Annotated in this window: 17 protein-coding genes; 5 read left to right on the top strand and 12 right to left on the bottom strand. The window is 73.0% G+C overall.

What is annotated here, in order from left to right:
• Positions 1-6: 6 nt before the first annotated feature.
• The 3 genes from AAW13_RS21645 to AAW13_RS21640 all read right to left on the bottom strand — a co-directional run bounded on the left by AAW13_RS21645 (position 7) and on the right by AAW13_RS21640 (position 2,966).
• The gene (locus tag AAW13_RS21645; protein ID WP_046733240.1) at positions 7-1,017 is read right to left on the bottom strand and encodes a hypothetical protein; all 1,011 of its coding nucleotides are present in this window, start codon (positions 1,015-1,017) and stop codon (positions 7-9) included.
• 4 nt (positions 1,018-1,021) lie between these two features.
• The gene (locus AAW13_RS44255) at positions 1,022-2,116 is read right to left on the bottom strand and encodes a C40 family peptidase (RefSeq protein WP_046733239.1); all 1,095 of its coding nucleotides are present in this window, start codon (positions 2,114-2,116) and stop codon (positions 1,022-1,024) included.
• A 187-nt stretch (positions 2,117-2,303) separates the two neighbouring features.
• Entirely contained in the window at positions 2,304-2,966 is a 663-nt protein-coding gene (locus AAW13_RS21640) for a hypothetical protein (protein WP_046727275.1), read from the bottom strand.
• 312 nt (positions 2,967-3,278) lie between these two features.
• Between AAW13_RS21640 and AAW13_RS21635 the strand changes: the two genes are divergently transcribed.
• Complete coding sequence (locus AAW13_RS21635; protein ID WP_046727276.1) at positions 3,279-4,022, top strand: TetR/AcrR family transcriptional regulator; 744 nt, start codon at positions 3,279-3,281, stop codon at positions 4,020-4,022.
• 83 nt (positions 4,023-4,105) lie between these two features.
• Here AAW13_RS21635 and AAW13_RS21630 read toward each other — a convergent pair whose 3' ends face one another.
• From AAW13_RS21630 to AAW13_RS21615, 4 genes are all read right to left on the bottom strand, one after another.
• A complete protein-coding gene (locus AAW13_RS21630) occupies positions 4,106-5,599 on the bottom strand; it encodes a hypothetical protein (protein ID WP_420855481.1) in 1,494 nt (497 codons plus the stop codon).
• Positions 5,600-5,756: 157 nt separating this feature from the next.
• A complete protein-coding gene (locus AAW13_RS21625; RefSeq protein WP_046727277.1) occupies positions 5,757-5,963 on the bottom strand; it encodes a hypothetical protein in 207 nt (68 codons plus the stop codon).
• A gap of 65 nt (positions 5,964-6,028) precedes the next feature.
• Positions 6,029-6,184 carry a hypothetical protein gene (locus AAW13_RS21620; protein ID WP_240528675.1) on the bottom strand — a complete coding sequence of 52 codons (156 nt, stop codon included), beginning with the start codon at positions 6,182-6,184 and terminating at the stop codon, positions 6,029-6,031.
• 41 nt (positions 6,185-6,225) lie between these two features.
• Positions 6,226-7,986 (bottom strand): hypothetical protein, encoded by a 1,761-nt coding sequence (locus AAW13_RS21615; protein ID WP_107483379.1) that lies wholly within the window; start codon positions 7,984-7,986, stop codon positions 6,226-6,228.
• A gap of 522 nt (positions 7,987-8,508) precedes the next feature.
• On the opposite strand from AAW13_RS21615, the gene AAW13_RS21610 reads away from it, so the two are divergent.
• The 3 genes from AAW13_RS21610 (at position 8,509) to AAW13_RS21595 (ending at position 11,182) form a co-directional block, all read left to right on the top strand.
• Positions 8,509-9,354, top strand: coding sequence for a CAP domain-containing protein (locus tag AAW13_RS21610; RefSeq protein ID WP_338059057.1), 846 nt, complete (start codon positions 8,509-8,511; stop codon positions 9,352-9,354).
• A gap of 134 nt (positions 9,355-9,488) precedes the next feature.
• The gene (locus tag AAW13_RS21605) at positions 9,489-10,229 is read left to right on the top strand and encodes a polyprenol monophosphomannose synthase (protein ID WP_046727279.1); all 741 of its coding nucleotides are present in this window, start codon (positions 9,489-9,491) and stop codon (positions 10,227-10,229) included.
• Between the two features lie 206 nt (positions 10,230-10,435).
• Complete coding sequence (locus tag AAW13_RS21595) at positions 10,436-11,182, top strand: dienelactone hydrolase family protein (RefSeq protein ID WP_046727280.1); 747 nt, start codon at positions 10,436-10,438, stop codon at positions 11,180-11,182.
• Positions 11,183-11,450: 268 nt separating this feature from the next.
• Here AAW13_RS21595 and dmpG read toward each other — a convergent pair whose 3' ends face one another.
• From dmpG to AAW13_RS21580, 3 genes are read right to left on the bottom strand one after another with little or no spacing between them, the layout of a single operon-like run.
• Positions 11,451-12,467: a 4-hydroxy-2-oxovalerate aldolase gene (gene dmpG, locus AAW13_RS21590; RefSeq protein ID WP_046727281.1), complete on the bottom strand. Its 1,017-nt coding sequence runs from the start codon at positions 12,465-12,467 to the stop codon at positions 11,451-11,453.
• The gene (locus AAW13_RS21585; RefSeq protein WP_052768457.1) at positions 12,464-13,459 is read right to left on the bottom strand and encodes an acetaldehyde dehydrogenase (acetylating); all 996 of its coding nucleotides are present in this window, start codon (positions 13,457-13,459) and stop codon (positions 12,464-12,466) included. The genes dmpG and AAW13_RS21585 overlap by 4 nt, the downstream gene beginning before the upstream one ends.
• Positions 13,456-14,334: a 2-keto-4-pentenoate hydratase gene (locus AAW13_RS21580; RefSeq protein WP_046727282.1), complete on the bottom strand. Its 879-nt coding sequence runs from the start codon at positions 14,332-14,334 to the stop codon at positions 13,456-13,458. The genes AAW13_RS21585 and AAW13_RS21580 overlap by 4 nt, the downstream gene beginning before the upstream one ends.
• A 114-nt stretch (positions 14,335-14,448) precedes the next feature.
• On the opposite strand from AAW13_RS21580, the gene AAW13_RS21575 reads away from it, so the two are divergent.
• Positions 14,449-15,174 carry an IclR family transcriptional regulator gene (locus AAW13_RS21575; protein WP_046727298.1) on the top strand — a complete coding sequence of 242 codons (726 nt, stop codon included), beginning with the start codon at positions 14,449-14,451 and terminating at the stop codon, positions 15,172-15,174.
• 34 nt (positions 15,175-15,208) lie between these two features.
• Here AAW13_RS21575 and AAW13_RS21570 read toward each other — a convergent pair whose 3' ends face one another.
• Entirely contained in the window at positions 15,209-16,681 is a 1,473-nt protein-coding gene (locus AAW13_RS21570) for an MDR family MFS transporter (RefSeq protein ID WP_052768458.1), read from the bottom strand.
• Positions 16,678-17,610 carry an aldo/keto reductase gene (locus AAW13_RS21565; RefSeq protein ID WP_046727283.1) on the bottom strand — a complete coding sequence of 311 codons (933 nt, stop codon included), beginning with the start codon at positions 17,608-17,610 and terminating at the stop codon, positions 16,678-16,680. Before AAW13_RS21565 ends, AAW13_RS21570 begins: the two co-directional genes overlap by 4 nt.
• Positions 17,611-17,675 lie beyond the last annotated feature (65 nt).

Genomic DNA, 17,675 nt, shown 5'->3' with positions numbered 1-17,675 from the left:
ACGGGTTCACGACCCGGCGGGCGGCGGGCCGGGCCGCCGGGTGAAGCGCCGCAGTCCCCGTCGTGTGGGCTTGAGGGGCTTGTCCTCCGGAGCGACCGGGCCTTGGCCGACAGCCCCTCGGCCAACCGTCCCTTGACCGGCCGGCCCCTGACCGGCCGCCCCTTGACCGGTCGGCCCTTGACCGGTCGGCCCTTGACCGGTCGGCCCTAGGCCCGCGGGCAGGGCCGGTGGCGCGGCCGACGCGGTGGGTACGCGGTGTCGGAGCCGGGTCCGGACGGCCTGGGCCATGGCCTGGTGGGACGGATCCACCAGCAGGCCCGCCGCGGCCAGGTGCTCCCACATGTGCAGCAGTTCTTGCCCCCGGGTGGCCACCTGGCTCTCGTCCCACAGCCGTTGCCAGGCCGCGGTGGCGCGGGCCACCTCGGGTGCCGCCCGGTTCAGGTCGGTACGGCAGCGGATACGTGCGACGGTCAGCGCGAGGACCGTGGAGTGCATGTAGTCGCCGCGCAGGAAGGCGAGGTACGCCTCGATCGCCCGTGCTTCGAGGGCGAGTTCGTCCTCCGCGCCCCTGCGCAGGGTGAGGTGCTCGCGCAGCGCGCCGGCGAGCACGAACGCGGCGTGCAGCTCCTCGCGCTGCGCGTGCTGGATGATGCGCTCGACGCGAGCCAGCGGAGGGAACGCCTCCTCCTCCGCCGCGGTGCGTTCGCGCCCGGGTGGCAGGTCCTCGTCCTCGCCGATGGTCCGGCTCGAACCGTCGGGGTACACGCGCAGGCGTGCCACCTGCATCACGGTGCGGTCGATGACGGTGGCCGCGACCGGGGCTCCCAGCGTGCGGGCGAACATGGCGATGGCGTCCAGGATCGCCTCGTTGGGCTGTCGCATGCCGCCCATCTCCAGGAGATGGCCGTTGACCACCGTGGACCCGTCCTCGGCCACATAGGCGTCGAGCCGGACCAGCGGCGGTGCGCTGAGGGCGGGGAGGTTCTGCTGCTCACGGGGTGTCAGCGAGTGGGTCATCCGCTCAGACTCCGGGTCGCACGACACCGAGGACGGGCATGGACGCGGCCGGGGCGGTGGTGACCGTGCGTCCGGGCCGCGGGGCGTGGACGATCGTCCCGGCCCCGATGTACATGCCCACGTGCGTGGCGTCGTAGTAGATGATCAGGTCTCCGGGCCGCGCGGACGCCAGGCTGACCCGGGTCAGCCCCTGCCACTGGGCCTGCGAGGTCCGCGGTATGGGGTGGCCGGCCGCCGCCCAGGCCGCGGAGGTGAGTCCCGAGCAGTCGTACGACGAGGGTCCGACGGCGCCCCACACGTACGGTTTGCCGATCTGCGCCATCGCGAAGTCGACGGCCTTGGCGGCCGCACCGCTCGCCCCGGCCCGGCCACCGCCCGAGCCGGTCGCCGTCGTGCCGCCGCCGTCGGACCCGGAGCCCTGCCATCTGGCCTCGGCCTCCCGCGCCTGGTCCTTCTCCAACTGGGCCAGCCGGCGCGTCTGTTCCTGCTTGAGTCCCGCTTCGATCCGCTCGGCCTGGGCGATCTTCTTCTCGATCTTGCGTTTCGCGTCGGCCTTGTCCGCCCGGCTGTTCCTGAGCTCCCGCAACTTCTCGGCGGCGGCGTCGGTCTGCCGGGTCAGCTCGGCACGGACGGTCCGCTGGGTCTCGGCGACGTTGACCAGACCGCGCATCGCCTGGCGGGCCTGGGACGCCTCGTTCAGGGCTTCCCCGGGGTGATCGCCGAGCAGCAGCTGGATGCCCGTGGAGTCGAGGTTGCCGCCGCGGTACTGCGTGCGGGCAGCGACTCCCGCGAGGTCGTGCAGATCGGACAGCCGTTGCTCGGTCCGGGTCAGGTCCCTGCGGAGCGAGGCCAGTCGGCTCTCCTGCCCGGCCGCCTTCTCGTCCGCGGTGTCGTACGCCTCGGTGGCCACCTCCGCCTCGCGGTAGAGGCCGTCCAGTTCGCCCTGGATCTGCTCTATCGACCTGTCTTCTCGCGGCTCGGGTGCGCCAGGTGTCGCGTAACTCGGGCCGGATAACAGGGTGATCGTGCAGAAGAGGGCCGCCAAGGTGGCCCGGCTCCACAGCCGTCCGCCGCCGGTCGACACGTTGATCAGCTCCATTTTCAGGGTCGCGTGCAGACGCCCGGACGGACGGCCTTCAAGTCCCGAACACATTACCTCCCCACGAACGGCAACCCCTCGCGCCCCGGCACTGTTCACCGGCCCGTCGGCAACTCGTCCACCACGACGGCCACGGCGGGCGCGGACCGAAGTGGTCCGCGCCCGCCGTGGAGCCGGGAGTTCGTGGTCAGTTGGTGTAGACGGCGGGGGAACCGCTGACGCTGGCGTCGACGACCGGCGCGTACGAGGCCGAGAAGTATCCGCTGGACGCGCAGAGACCCGATCCGGACGCCTTGGCGAAGGCCTGGTTGGTGAAGGTCAGGCTGTTGGCGGTGTTGGAGCTCACCGCGGCCAGACTGGACGCTCGGTAGACGCAGTTGACGGTGCCCAGCAGTGTGGACAGGACCACTGTGGTCTGGATGGTGCTGCCCGAGGCCGGGGTCACCGTCACCGCGCCGCCCGAGGCCGCGGACGTCGTGTAGGGCAGGTTGTTGACGGTGACGCTCTGCACGCCGGTGACGCCGAGGACGTTGCTGGTGCAGCCGCTGAACGTCTGGGAGGTCGCGGACTCGGTCGCGGTTCCCGGAGCGGCGGGGTTCGACGTCACCGTCGCGGACAGCGACGAGCCGGTGCAGGTGATGCCGGTGGAGCCGCCGCTGCTGGTGGCGAGGGTGGCCTTGGTGCCACTGGCCAGGGACGCGGTGAGCACGTCGCCCACGGAGACCGCGTTGCCGCCGGCGCTGCCGTAGGTGAGCACGGAGCCGGCCGCCGAGACGGAGCCGGCCGGGAGGAGGGCCAGGGCGGAGAGAGCGGCGGTGACGGTTAAGGCGGAGACACCGAATCTGCGCATGCGGGAGTCCTCTTTCGGGCGTGCGGGTGGGACCAGGAAGGGGCGGCCGTCCCGGGCATGGCGAGGAACGGCGGCCCGGGCATGGCGGCCCCCCGGGATGGCGGGGCTGCCGGACCGGTGCGCGGTGCTGATGACTGATCCGGCGTCAGGGACGCCGGTGCACTTGTTGGCGCTTTGCGGGTGCGTGAAACTGACGGCTCCAGCGGGTCGTTCGCCGCGGGTCCGCACCTGAAGAAAACCTGTGAAGGTTGTAAACCTGACGAGTATTCAACGTCAAGGCACGCTGCGTGAGTTCGCGAGAAAGGGCACGAAATGGCAGCAGGCTCGCCGGTGTCACCTCCGCTGGTACTGCCCGGTACCCGTAAGGGACGCGACCCCGAGCGTTCGCTGCGCCGGGGCCCGCGCCGCACCTCGCCCGAGGCCGTCGCCGCCAACCAGCGGGACCGGTTGCTGGACGGGTTCGTCCGCACCGTCGCCCAGGTCGGTTACGCCCGTACCCGGGTCAGCGACATCTGCCAGGCGGCCGGCGTGACCAGGCCTGTCTTCTACGAGCTCTTCAAGGGCAAGGAGGACGCCTTCCTCGCCGCCCACCGGCACGGCACCTCCCAGGTCTTCGCGGCGATGGAGGAGGCCCGCGCCCGGGCCGCGGACTGGCCGGGACAGGTGCTCGCCGGACTCGGCACCCTGCTCGCGATCCTCGCCGAGGCACCCGCGTTCGCGGCGATGGCGATCGTGGAGATCGACGCGGTCGGCCCCGCCGGGCGTGAAGCCCGCGAACACCTGCTGACCCGCTTCCGGGACTACTTCACCGACCTGCCGGACCGCGACCTCCCCATCTCCGAGGAGGAGTTGGTCGACACGGTGGTCGGTGGTGTGTACTCCTCGATCTACCGTCGCATAGCGGCCGACCGGACCGCCGAACTGCCCGCCCTGCTGCCCGCCCTGGCCTTCTCCGTACTCGCCCCGTTCCTCGGCCCGGAGCGCGCCGCCGCCCGCCTGGTCGACCCGCTCCCCGCCACCAGCGCCTTCCCGGCCTGCCTGAACCCGGAGCCGTGAGGCGCCCGTGCGGCGAGAGCGGTGCGCCGGGAGCCGGTGGCGGAGGTACGGCCGGGGGGACGGTCACGGCGAGGGGCGGCGCGTCACGGGGCGACATAGGCGTACACCCGGTCGACCAGATGGACCCGCCGCCAGCCCCGGGCGTAGTGCGGCGGCCTGCCGTCCTCGGCGGTGACGACGGCGACCGGCATCCGCCGCGCGGTCCTCACCAGGGCGGCGGCCGTGGTGTTCTCGTTGTGGCCGCCGGTGTCGGCGGAGGCGCATCCGGCGTAGAAGGCGATGGGAATCGCGGGTGCCGTCGGATCGTTCCCGGTGAGCACGCAGGGCGCGCGTACGCCTTGGTCGTGCAGTGCGGCGGCGACCTGCGACCAGCGGTGGTGACCCGCGGTCGCACCAGCGACCAGCCGCTCCAGCACCACCGTCTGGATGGCCAGGTGCCCCGCGAGTCCGACCGCCACCGCGGCGACCGCGAACGGCCGCAGGCGGCCACGCGGCGCGGTCGCCAGGAAGATCAGCGCCTCGGCCACCGGCAGGGACAGCAGGGCGTAGGCGGGCAGCAGGAAGCGGGGGGCCGCGTAGCCGATCAGGAACAGGTAGGGGAAGGCCGCCGTGGCCGCGCAGGCGCAGAGCAGCGCGGTGGCGGCGGCGCGGCGCGCCCGGACGGCGAGCGCCAGCCCGAGCACCGCGAGGACGGGCAGCACGTACCACCACAGCGTGACGGCCGGGTGCGGCATCGCCCCCGTGCACGGACGGCACAGCGTCCGGCCGCTCAGGCTGCGCAGCTGGTCGGCCACGGCGTCGTGCCAGCCGAGCCCGCCCTGGATGCGTGAGCCGTCGGAGAGTCGCCGGCCGAGGCCGCCGTACGACACGAACGCCTCGATCACCCATTCGGCGGCGCCCGCCGCCAGTCCGCCGACGAGCGCGACGAGCGGCCACACGTGTCTCCACGGGCGCACCGCGACCGCGGCCACCAGCAGGGGCAGGCACACCCAGGCCGCGTCCGTCGGGCGCATCAGCGCCAGCAGCGCGGCACTGCCGGCGAGCCCCCAGAGCGGTCCGGGACGACGATCGCGGCCGGCCTGCGCCCGCAGGAAGCAGCCCACCGCCGCCAGGGCGGCGAGCGCGACCCAGAGGTTGGGCATGGCCTGCGGGCCGTAGTACAGCGTCACCCACAGCGAGGCGAACAGCGCTCCGCCCAGCACGACCACCCTGGGCGCCAGCAGGCCGCGCCAGGCGCGGAGTGCCAGGAACAGACCCGCGCCGGCCAGCACCGCGAGGTACACCCGCAGCAGGGCCGTGGACGACGACCAGGCGGCGACCGGCGCCACCAGCAGGGAGGTGCCACGGGCCCGCGGCGCGCTGAAGAACGCGGCCGGGGCGTGCCCGCTGACCTGGCTGACGTATACGGACTCGTCCCAGCCGAGCCCCATCCCCGGCCGTACGAGGACGAGTTGGGCCACGGTGAACGCGACTCCCACCGCGGCGAGCCACGCGTCCCCTCTCCGGTCCCACCGCGCGCCGTCGTGATCGTACGGCCGTACGGAGCGGACGGACGTGTCGTACGAAGTCCCGGTCATGGACCCCCCTGTCTACTACATGATGTAGAACAACCGCCACCCTACACGGCGTAGTGTCGACGGCGCGCAGGGAGCATCCGCCATGCTCGGCGGACCGGTCCCCTCAGTGCACGACGGCACTCCGGCACGACCGGTTTCAGTTCCGGTACGACCGGTTTCAGCCCTGGTACGACCGGTTTCCGCCATACGGGGTGAGCGGGCCGCACGCGGGCAGGCGCCGGCGGGTGGGCGGCGGGGCCATGAGGGCGGGTACCGGCCGAGGCACCGCGCCGACGGCGTGGGCGGCGGCCCGCCGGTCCCCGACCCGCTCGGCGGTCTCCTCTTCGGCCCGGCGCTCCAGGGCGATGCCGGCCGCGACGGCCACCTGCCTCAGGAGGGGTCCGGCGCGGCGGTGCCGGGGAGCGGGACGCGGAGTCGACCCGCGCCGGATCAGCGCTTCCCGCGCGGGCGCCTGCTCTCGGGGGGCGTGTCAGGGTCTCCGGACAACAGCTGGTGCAGGAGGTGTTCGTCGTGCTCGGACAGTTCCGAGACGAACCGGGCCAGCACCGCCTGCCGGTCGGAGCCGCCCTCCGGCAGCGAGTGCATGCGCTGGGCGGTGTGCGACGCCTCGTCCCGGGCCGGGACCGTCAGCGGGCCGACGCGAGGGGGGCGGACGGCATGCGGGCCGTCGTGATCGTCATCGGGGTGCCGGTGACCGCGATGAGGTAGGTCCGGGACCGCAGCGCGCGGAACCCGCCCGGTGGCGTGACCACGTACTCGGCGGTGGCGTGCGGGCCGAGGGTGGCGGGGCCGTCCACGACCGTCCACCAGTCGGAGGCACCCTGGCCGGTGCGGCTGGCGAAGTGCGGGGCGAGGCGTGTCCCCGTGGTGTTGACGGCGCGGACGTCGACAGCGGTGACACCGACACGGGCGTGGCGGGTGACGAGACGCGCCGCGAGGGTCAGGCGCAGGGGTGGCGGGCCGGCGGCGGCCACCACGACGCACAGGAGGGCGGGGGTGACCAGCGCCGCCGCCAGGGCGGCCTTGGCCCGGCGGCCGGACAGCCGGCCGAAGCCCGGCTGCCAGGCGGTGGCGAACGCGGTGGCGGGGACGGTGGCCGCGGCGGCCAGCCACAGCGGGGTCATCGTCAGGAAGTAGCCGTCCTGCGAACGGGTGGCGAGGTAGAACACGGTCCACGGAAGGACGGTGAGGGCCGGCCCGAGCCGGCGGACGAACAGCACGGTGGCGCCGAGCAGGCCGAGCAGGAGCAGCGTGCTGCCGTAGGAGTAGTAGTCGAGACGGCTGCTGCCGGCGGTGAAGTAGTAGGAGATGCCCATCAGGCCCTGGCCGTGCAGGATCGCCTTCTGGGTGAGCGGCAGCAGGATGCCGTGCAGCCAGCCGGAGGGGTCCTCGACGGCGAAGTACGCGTTGACGGCGGCCCAGGTGAGCGCGGCGGTGGCGGTGTAGCGGGCGGTGACCGCCAGGGCCTGCCGGCCGCCGAGTTCACCGCGCCGGACGGCGTACAGGCCGAGCAGCAGGAACGGGGTGAGGAACCAGGCGAGTTGCTGAGCCGCGCAGGCCGCGCCCAGACAGGCCGCCCGCAGCATGCCCCGGGAGCCGAGCGAGCCGCCCGCGCCGGTGTCCGGCCAGCGGACCACCACGGGGACCAGCAGGGCGAGGGCCGTGACGGCCGGATAGCCGTCGTACGCGTACTGGGGCAGCAGGCCGAAGCCGAGGCAGACGGCCGTGGCCGCGGACCGCCACACCGCCGGGAGCAGGGTCCACAGCAGGACCGACGAGACGAGCAGCGACACCGTGGTCACCAGGGTGGCGGCCGCCGTCGAGTGGACGACGGCGTGCACCGGGGCGGCGAGCAGGGCGGTCAGCGGCGGATAACCGTAGGTGTAGTCGGCGCCGCCGGACATGGTCTTGGTGATGCCGACCCGTGCCGTGCCGAAGAGCCAGGGCCAGGACTGGCCGTAGACCGGGTGGCCGCGCAGGATCTCGCTCGCGGCCTGGGCGGTCAGGACACCTTCGTCGCTGCCCGCGTGGTCGAGCAGGTAGCCGCAGGTCACCAGGGCGACGGCGGTCACCAGCACGAGGGCGTCCACCCTGATCAGGGAGCGTCGCTCGCGGACCGTCAGGGCGAGGACCCCGCAGACCAGGATCGAGGCGTAGCAGGCGGAGATGACCGCGGCGACGGCCGGGGCGGACCCCATCGCGGTGGTCCAGGCGGCACGCGTACCGATGAACAGGCTGATCGTCGCCAGCAGCGTCATCCCGCGGTGCGTCTGCCGTGGTCCGGAACCAGTGGCGACGGTAGCCGCTGACGCCGCCACCCGGCCCGTCGTCCGCGGCCACCGCGTCCCCGTACCGGCGCCCGTGCCGACACCGTAGGCGTCGGCCATGACGCCCACCTCCCTCGCCTCCCGGTCCCGTCCCGAACGGCAACTACATCATGTAGAGGTAGGCATACGGTGAGAGCGCGACAGGAACCGGGTTGCATTCCCGGGAGCGCGCCGCGGATCGCCCGCCGGACCCGATTCCGTGAGGTCCGTCACAGCACATTCGGGACCTAGGCGTGCCGGATAGTAGAGGACACTCTGACGACATAGGGGATTTGTACGGCTTGAGGCGCACGGGTATCGCGATCGGTCCCACGGCTTTCCGCCCGCGAGTCGGCTTCGTCTCCCCCTGCGCGCACGTACGGGTCCTGACGGGGCGACAGGACTCCGCGGCGACCCCGGGAAACCGGACCGGCGCCTCCCACCCCCCTGGCAAGGGCCTCCCGGACCTACTAACCGAGTTAGTGCCGAGGCCCTTTGCGCTCCTTGTGAAGGCGTCCTAAGAATGACGACCCGCAGACGCCGCCGCAGCTCAGGAGCGGGTTACGCATGGGTAGACATCGTAGGAACACGCAATACCGGCGCATGGTGATCGCTGCCGCCGCCGTGGGCGCCGTGGGGATACCGTCCGCCGCCATGGCCTGTACCGACTGGCCCGGCAGCGGCGGACAACGCAGCGCCGCGAGCAGCGCCACCGAGGACCCCCAGAACGGGCAGGACTGGTGGAACGAGGCGAACTGGGCCCGCCCCTGGAACGCCGACCAGAGCGGTGAGCCCTCGTGGACCGCGTCCCCGACGCAGCGCGTCACGAGGACGCCGCGTGCCGCCGCGAGCGCGGGGAGGACGACCGCGCCGAAGCCCAAGCGGAAGCCGAAGGCCACGGCGCCTCGGCACACCGTGCGGACCACCCCTCCCAGGCCGAGCACCACCACCGCGCCGCCCAGCACCCGGAACACCACGACCGCGCCCTCCAGCACCCGGAACACCACCGCCGCCGCCGCCGCTTCCGCGGTCCCCCAGCCGTCAAGCACCCCGAAGGCCACCGCCACGGCGTCCGGAGTCGTCGCCCGCATCGTGGAACTCGTCAACGCCGAGCGCGCCAAGGTCGGCTGTTCGGCGCTGACCCTGAACGCGACCCTGTCCAAGGTCGCACAGGCGCACAGTGACGACATGGCGGCCCACCAGAACATGTCGCACACCGGGTCCGACGGCTCCTCGCCCGGAGACCGGATCACGAGGGCCGGGTACACCTGGAGCACCTACGGCGAGAACGTGGCCTACGGCTACGCCACTCCCGAGCAGGTCATGGCGGCCTGGATGGCCAGTCCCGGCCACAAGGCCAACATCCTCGACTGCGCGTTCAAGGAGATCGGCGTGGGTCTCGCACAGCCGAACAGCTACTGGACCCAGGACTTCGGCACCGCCCGCTGATCGGCCGCGCGGGAGGGGACGGGCACCGTCAAGGGGACGGGCACCGTCAGATGCGCGAGGCTGTGTCCGCCCGCCATCTCGGCCGGGACCGGTACCGCTGAACCGGTCCCGGCCGCCCGACCCCGGAGTTGCCGATGACCGCCGAGTCGCCCAAGGTCGTTGTCGTCGTGCCGACCTACAACGAGCGGGACAACCTGCCCGTCCTGGCCCGTCTGCTCGCGGACCTGCCGGTGCCGGACCTGCACCTGCTCGTCGTCGACGACAACTCACCCGACGGCACCGGCGAGGTCGCCGACGGACTCGCCGCCGAGGCACCGGGCACCGTCGGCGTGCTGCACCGCACCACCAAGGACGGACTCGGCCGCGCCTACCTGGCCGGCATGACCCGCGCCCTGGACGAGGGCGCCGACGTCGTGATCCAGATGGACGCCGACCTCTCGCATCCGGCCGCCGTGATCCCGGCCATGGTCGACACCCTGCTGACGACGGACACCGCCGTCGTCCTCGGCTCCCGCTACGTCACCGGCGGCTCGACCGCCGCCGACTGGCCATGGCACCGCAAGGCCCTGTCCGCCTGGGCCAACGCCTACGTCAACGCGATCCTGCGCCTGCACGTGAAGGACGCCACCGCCGGATTCAAGGCATGGCGGTCCGGGACACTGCGGGCGATCGACCTGCCGTCGGTCCACAGCAACGGCTACTCCTTCCAGGTCGAGATGAACTACCGCACCGTCAGACGGGGGCTGACCATCCGCGAGGTGCCGATCCGGTTCGAGGAACGCACGCGAGGGGCATCGAAGATGAGCCTGGCGGTGCAGCTCGAATCCGCCCTCACTCCGTGGCGGCTGCGCTTCGGCAGGACGCCGCCCGGTTGAGCCCCCGGAGGATCCTCGCGGTGGTGTGCGCCCGGGAAACCGTTTGGCGGACCGCGGCGGGCCCTGCTACCTTCACGGCGGCCGTGCGAGAGAAAGAGGAGGTGGTACCCGTGAACGTTTCGACGTGGGTGCTCTCCTCCGGGGTCACGGTCGGGCGATAGGTCGTCCGGGAGCGCCGTTCAGCAGCTCTCCCGAAAGGCACGACCATGGCCCTTCGCTTCACTTCCGAACAGCGCCTCGACGACGGCGTCCTCGAGCGCGCATTCACCCTCGACGAGATCCCCGGCATCCTGTGGACACCCGCGTCCGCACCCGCGCCGGAGCCGGCACCACTGATCCTGCTCGGCCAGCCCCCGCTCGGACTGCGCAAGATGTACCCGCGGCTGGTGGGGCGGGCCCGGCACGCCGCGGCGGACGGCTTCGCCACGGCCACCATCGAACTCCCCGGCAGCGGTGACCGGCCCCGTTGGGACGCCATCGACCAGGCCCGCGCCGACCTGCGCCGGACGGTGGAAGCCGGCGAACAGGTCAGCGACGAGATCATCGACGCCCTCGTCCTCCCGCTCGTGGACAAGGCGGTCCCGGAATGGCAGGTCGCCCTCGACGCCCTGCTGCCGCTGCCCGGGCTCGGCGGGCCGGTCGGCTACTCGGGTGGGGTCATCTCCGTCGGCGTACGACTGGCGGCGGTCGAGCCGCGCATCGTGGCCGCCGGCCTCTTCGCCGGGAGTTTCGTGCCGCGCGCCATCCTCGAGCAGGCCCGCGAGGTCACCATTCCCCTGCACGTCCTGTTGCAGTGGGACGACGAGGTGAACGACCGTCAGGCGGCCCTGGACCTGTTCGACGCCTTCGGCTCCAGGGAGAAGACCCTGCACGCCAACATGGGCGGGCACACCGGGGTCCCGCAGTCCGCGGGGGACGACGCGGCGCGGTTCTTCCGCCGGCACCTGAGGTGAGACCCGGCCGTCAGGCCACCGGCGGACGGTGAGGGTGCCGCAGGTCCCGGCGCTCCTCCGTGCCCCGGCCGCGGGCCCCTGCCGATCCGGCGGGGGCCCGCCGGCCCCGGCGACCGTTCCGCCTGTCGACCTACCGGCCTATCGGCCTATCGATCTATCGGCCACGCTGACTCCTGTCTCGCCCGTCGCGAGGGCGGCACCCCCTGCTCCGCGCGACCCTGACCCGGGGCACGACGCGCGGACCGGCCGCCCCGCCGCTCCCCCGTCGTCAGGCCGGCTCGGCCTCGGACGCCAGGTCGAGGGCGATGTCCGTGATCATGTCCTCCTGGCCGCCCACCAGCCTGCGGCGGCCGACCTCCACGAGGATGGCCCGGGTGTCCACGCCGTGGCGCTCGGAGGCCTTCTCGGCGTGCCGCAGGAAACTGGAGTACACGCCCGCGTAGCCGAGGGTGAGGGTCTCGCGGTCCACCCGCACCTCGCGGTCCCGCAGCGGTCGTACGACGTCGTCGGCCGCGTCCATCAGCGGGAACAGGTCGCAGCCGTGCTCCCAGCCCATCAGGTCGGCGACCGCGATGAAGGCCTCCAGCGGGCAGTTGCCCGCGCCCGCGCCCTGACCGGCGAGGGAGGCGTCGACCCGGGTGGCGCCGTTCTCGACGGCGACGACCGAGTTGGCCACGCCCAGGGCGAGGTTGTGGTGGGCGTGGATGCCCAGCTCCGTGGCCGGGTCCAGGACGTCCCGGTAGGCGCGGAGGCGGTCGCGGACGCCGTCCATGGTGAGGCGGCCGCCGGAGTCGGTGACGTAGACGCAGTGGGCGCCGTAGGACTCCATCAGCTCGGCCTGGCGGGCCAGTTCGGCCGGTTCGGCCATGTGGGACATCATCAGGAATCCGGCTACGTCCATGCCCAGCTCCCGGGCGGCGGCGATGTGCTGGGCGGAGATGTCGGCCTCGGTGCAGTGGGTGGCCACGCGGACCGAGCGGACGCCCAGGGAGTGGGCCTGCCGGAGGTCGTGGACGGTGCCGATGCCGGGGAGGAGCAGAGTGGTGGGGACCGCCCGGTGCACGGCGCCCACGACCGCTTCGATCCACTCCCAGTCGGTGTGCGCGCCGACGCCGTGGTTGATGCTGGAGCCGGACAGGCCGTCGCCGTGGGCGACCTCGACGGCGGCCACGCCGGCGGAGTCGAGGGCGGCGGCGATGGTGCGCGCCTGGTCGACGGTGTAGCGGTGCCGGACCGCGTGCATGCCGTCCCGCAGGGTGACGTCCTGGACGTACAGACGGGTCATCGGGACGCCACCTCCGGGGCACTGGGGGTCCCCCCGCTCGGGCACAGCCGGGAGTGCGGGAGTGCGGCCATGCGTTCGGCGGTGCGCAGCGCGGCCGAGGTCATGATGTCGAGGTTGCCGGCGTAGGCGGGCAGGTAGTGGGCGGCGCCCTCCACCTCCAGGAAGACGGAGACCTTCAGCGCGTCGCCGCGGCCGGGGGCGAGGGCGCGCAGCGGGTCGTCGGCGGCCACCCGCTCGTACTGCACGTTCTGCTTGAGGCGGTAGCCGGGCACGTACGCCTGCACGCTCCGGACCATCTCCTCGACGGAGGCGGTGACGGCCTCGGTGGCGCAGTCGGAGACCAGGCAGTGCACGGTGTCCCGCATGACGAGCGGGGGTTCGGCGGGGTTGAGGATGATGATCGCCTTGCCGCGCGCGGCGCCACCGACCTTCTCGATGGCACCGGACGTGGTCGCGGTGAACTCGTCGATGTTGGCGCGGGTGCCGGGACCTGCGGAGCGGGACGAGATGGAGGCGATGATCTCGCCGTAGTGCACGGGGGTGACCGCGTTGACGGCGGCGACGACCGGGATCGTGGCCTGGCCGCCGCAGGTGACCATGTTGACGTTCGGGGCGTCCAGGTGGTCCGCGCCGTTGACCGGCGGTACGACGTACGGGCCCAGGGCGGCCGGGGTGAGGTCGACCACTGTTCTGCGGTGCGCGCGCAGCACCTCGTCGTGACGGCGGTGGGCGCCGGCGGAGGTCGCGTCGAAGACGAGCGAGATGTCCTGGAACTCGTCCATGGCGACCAGGCCGTCGATGCCGTCGTGCGTGGTGGCGACCTTGAGCCGCTTGGCGCGGGCGAGACCGTCGGACCGGGGGTCGATGCCCACCATGGCGGCGATCTCCAGGCTCTCCGAGAGCCGCAGGACCTTGATCATGAGGTCGGTGCCGATGTTCCCCGAGCCGATGACGGCCACTCTGGTACGGGGAGGGGACGTCGTGGTGGTCACCGCTGCCCCGCCTTCCCGCCGGACACGAACGCCGATTCGGACGCGGAAGCGGATTCGGACGCGGAAGCGAACCCGACGCGTACGGAGCCGAGTCCGGCGATGACCGCTTCGAAGCGGCTGCCGGGGGTGGCGACGGCCATGGGGCCGAGGGCGCCGGTCAGCACGACGTCACCGGCGCACAGCGGATCGCCCGTCCGGGCCAGCGTGGAAGCCAGCCACACGGCCGCGTTGAGGGGGCCGTCCAGGCAGTCGGCACCGGTGCCGTGCGAGACCTCCTCGCCGTCGCGGCTGAGCGTCATGGTCACGGCGCGCAGGTCGACCGAGGTCAGCGGCACCGGGGTGGCACCGACGACGAACAGGCCGGACGAGGCGTTGTCGGCGACGGTGTCGACCAGGCCGATGTCCCAGTCGGCGATCCGGCTGTCGACGATCTCCAGGGCGGGGAGGGCGAAGTCCACGGCCCGCAGTACGTCGACGACCGTCGTGTCGGGGTGCGGCAGGCCGGCCGCCAGCACGAGCGCGACCTCGGCCTCGATCTTGGGCTGGAGCAGCCGCCCGTGCGGTACCGTCCCGCCGTCGGGTACCGCCATGTCGGCCAGCAGCGCCCCGAAGTCGGGCTGGTCGACGCCGAGTTGCGCCTGCACGGCGGACGAGGTCAGCCCGATCTTACGGCCGACGAGGCGGCCGCCCCGGGCGAGTCTGCGCTCGATGTTGAGGCGCTGCACGGCGTAGGCGGCGCTCACGTCTCCGGCGGGCAGCCGGTCCCGTACGGGCGGACACGGTGTACCGGACCGCTCGGCCTCCCAGAGGACGTGGGCCGTCTTCTCCGCCTCCGGGGACGGCGGGCGCGACGAGTGGGGCGGCTGGGGTGGCATGGGCGACCTCCGGACGTGCGGCTGCGGCAATCGGATGCGGCACCTCCTGGATAGACGACGGACCCTGGGCGCGGCAAAATCCGTTCCATGACACGGAACAGCTCGAACGGCACCATGCTGGAGAAGGCGGTGGTCCTCCTCGATGTCTTCATTCCGAGTGGTGGTCCGTTCCGTCTCACGGAACTCGCGGCACGGGCCGGCTTCTCGAAGAGCACCACGTCCCGGCTGGTCGGCTCACTGGTGGAACTCGGCCTGCTCGAACGCGGCGAGAGCGGCTACCACCTCGGTGGCAGGCTCTTCGAACTCGGATCGCTGGTGCCGCGCCGCCGTGACCTGCGCGAGGCGGCGCTGCCGTTCCTCCAGGACCTGTTCGAGGCGACCCGCGCCACGGTGCACCTCGGTGTGCGCGAGGGGCACGAGGTCGTCTACGTCGAGCGGATCCACGGCCACGACTCCCTGGCCCTTCCCTCCCGCATCGGCGGCACCCTGCCCCTGACCTGTACCGGCGTGGGTAAGGCGCTGCTGGCCTTCTCGCCCCCCGAACTCGCCGACGAGGTGCTCGCGACGCGGCTGCCCCGGCTGACCCGCTACTCGGTGACCGACCCGGCCCGACTCCGCACGGCGCTCGAACAGGCCCAGGTGGCGGGCCTCGCCTACGAGGAACAGGAGGCCGCCGAGGGGGTCAGCTGCATCGCAGCCCCGGTGTTCGGAGCGGGCGGCAAGGCGGTCGCGGCCCTGTCGGTGGCCGTACCCCGTGCCGGCTTCCATCCGGCCCGGCTGGCCCCGGCGGTGCGCACCGCCGCACTGGGCCTGTCCCGGACGCTGCGCGGCGGCATGTGAACGTCACCCGCCCGCCACGAGCGGCGCGGGGTGCTCATGAACCCGCGGTCAGTCCCGGCCGCTCCGTGTCGGCGGGGCGGTGATCCGGGCCGGCCGCGGCGTACGCCTCCCGCACGGGACGGTCGTTCACGCGGAGGGCGAGGAGCGCGGCGCCCAGGCACAGGGCGGCCAAGGTCAGAAAGGCGGTGCGGTAGGCGAAGGTGCCGTCACCGCCGGGGCCGGCCGATGGGAGCAGGGATGCCGCCAGGGTGCCGGCCAGGGCGACCCCGAAAGCGCCCGCGGTCTGCCGCTGCACGTTGAGGAGGGTCGTGGCGTCGGCCGTACGGGAGGGTGGGACGGTGACGAAGGCGGCGTTCTGGGCGCTCGCGAAGAGGACGCCGACGGATGCGCCGAGCAGGTACATCGCCGGGTACAGCACGAGGGCGTTCGGGACGGCGGTGAGGACCGCCAGACCGCCGATGACCAGCGCACCCCCGGCGCCGCCCGCGACCATCAGGCCGCGAGGGCCGGCCCTGTCGTGGAGACGGGGCACGACCTGGGAGGCCGTCAGCATGCCCAGCGCCTCCGGGAACGTGGCCAGGCCCGAGTGGAACGCGTCATAGCCCAGGTCGCCCTGGAGGAACTGGGGGTACAGGTACAGGACGCCCATGAAGGCGGCCCCGGTGGGCAGCAGGACCAGCTGGGTCGTACGGAAGAGCGGGTCCCGGGCCACCCCAAGGTCGATCATGGGATGTCCGGTGCGCAGTTCCCAGGGGATCACCAAGGCCAGGAACGCGAGGCCGGCGGCCAGCGGAAGCAGGGTGCCGGAGTCGGTCCAGCCCCGGTCCGGAGCCGTGGTGAGGGCGTACAGGACCGCCGCGAGCCCGCCGCCCGCGAGGAGGAAACCGGGGACGTCGAAGCGGGGCGCTCCCGGACCGGGGAAGTCGGGCAGGGTTCCCAGGCCGAACAGCAGGGCGAGGACACCGACGGGCAGGTTGACCAGGAACACCCAGTGCCAGGAGGCGGTGTCCACGAGCCGGCCGCCCAGCACGGGGCCGAGGGCGGGGGCGACGGCGGTCGGCAGCATGACGTACTGCTGTGCGCGCAACCGCTCGGCCACCGGGAACGCCCGCAGCATCATCGTCATGCCCACCGGGGCGAGCAGACCACCGCCCGCTCCCTGGAGGACGCGGTACCCGGTGAGCTCGTCGAGTGAGCCGGCGGTGGCGCACAGCCCGGACGCCAGGGTGAACAGCAGCAGTGCGGTCAGCGCGGTGCGCCGGGTGCCGAACCGGTTGCCGAACCAGCCGGAGAGCGGGATGAAGACGGCGAGCGCCACCAGGTAGCCGACGTTCACGGAACTCAGGCCGGAGGTGTCCACACCGAAGTCGCGTCCGATGGCCGGGAGGGCCACGTTCACGATCGTGGTGTCCATGATCGCCATGAAGTTCGCGGCGACGAACACCCCGCAGACGGCGGCCTTGGGGGAGAGCCGGCTCTTGGGTGCGGCCGCGCGTTCGACGGTCACCGGCCGTCCCGGAGCCAGCGGACCTGCTCCGCGGTCAGCGCGACGCGGCGGGCCTCGAGCGAGTTGTCGATCTGGGCGGTGGTCCGCGGGCCGATCGACGGCCACACCCCGGGGTGGTGGAGGGTCCAGGCCAGGGCCACCGTCTCCGGCCGGGTGCCGAGTCGCCCGGCGAGTTCCCGGCAGCGGGCGCGGCGGTCGCGGTTGTCCTGGGTGTCGTACGGATCGGGTCTGCCGTGGACTTCCTTCGGTACGCCGCGCGAGAAGTAGCCGCGCGCCTGGGACGACCAGCCGAGCAGGGGCAGGCGGTGGGCGCGGACGACGTCGAGCACGGCGCTGTCGGCGTGCAGGCTGCCCTCCAGCAGCGCCGGATCGGGTTCGGCGAGTCCGAACTGGTAGCTGGCCACCGGGGTGTGGCCCCGCGCGCCCAGGTCGGTGGCGAGTCGCGCCAGCCGCTCGGCGCGCCAGTTGGAGACCCCGACGCGGCGGACGTGTCCGGCCGCCACGAGACCCACGAGGGTGTCCGCGAGTTCGGGGACGGACCGGGCGGGGTCGTCGCAGTGGTAGAGCAGGATGTCGATGACCTCGACACCGAGGTTCTCCCGTGCGGACCGCACGTGCGCGGTCACGGTTTCCCGGCTGAGCGGGATGTCCCGGCCGGTGCTGTCGTGACCGACCTTGGTGGTCACGCCGAGCGTGCCGGGGTTGGCGCGCAGCCATCGGCCGACCGCCGCCTCGGCTCTGCCGCCGGCGTAGCTGTGCGAGGTCTCGACGAGGAGCCCGCCCGCCGCGGCGAAGTGGCTCAGGCGCTCGGCGGTGGTCTCGGGGGGCTCCGCGCCGAAGGGGCCGCCGAGGACGAAGCGGTGCACGGCGGTCTCCATGCCCTCCTCGTCGAGGAGTCCGTCGAGCAGCTGCAAGGGGGAACGCGGCATAAGGCCGTACCCTTTCGAGGTCGGTGCGAGGGTCGGTGCGTCCGGGGCGGTTCGGTGGGCGCGAG

Origin of the sequence: Streptomyces humi, assembly GCF_001005085.2 — a bacterium.
In the GTDB taxonomy this organism is placed as follows: Bacteria; Actinomycetota; Actinomycetes; order Streptomycetales; family Streptomycetaceae; genus Streptomyces; species Streptomyces humi.
The sequence above is the reverse complement of the archived record's forward strand: the minus strand, read 5'-3'. Positions and strand labels throughout refer to the sequence as shown.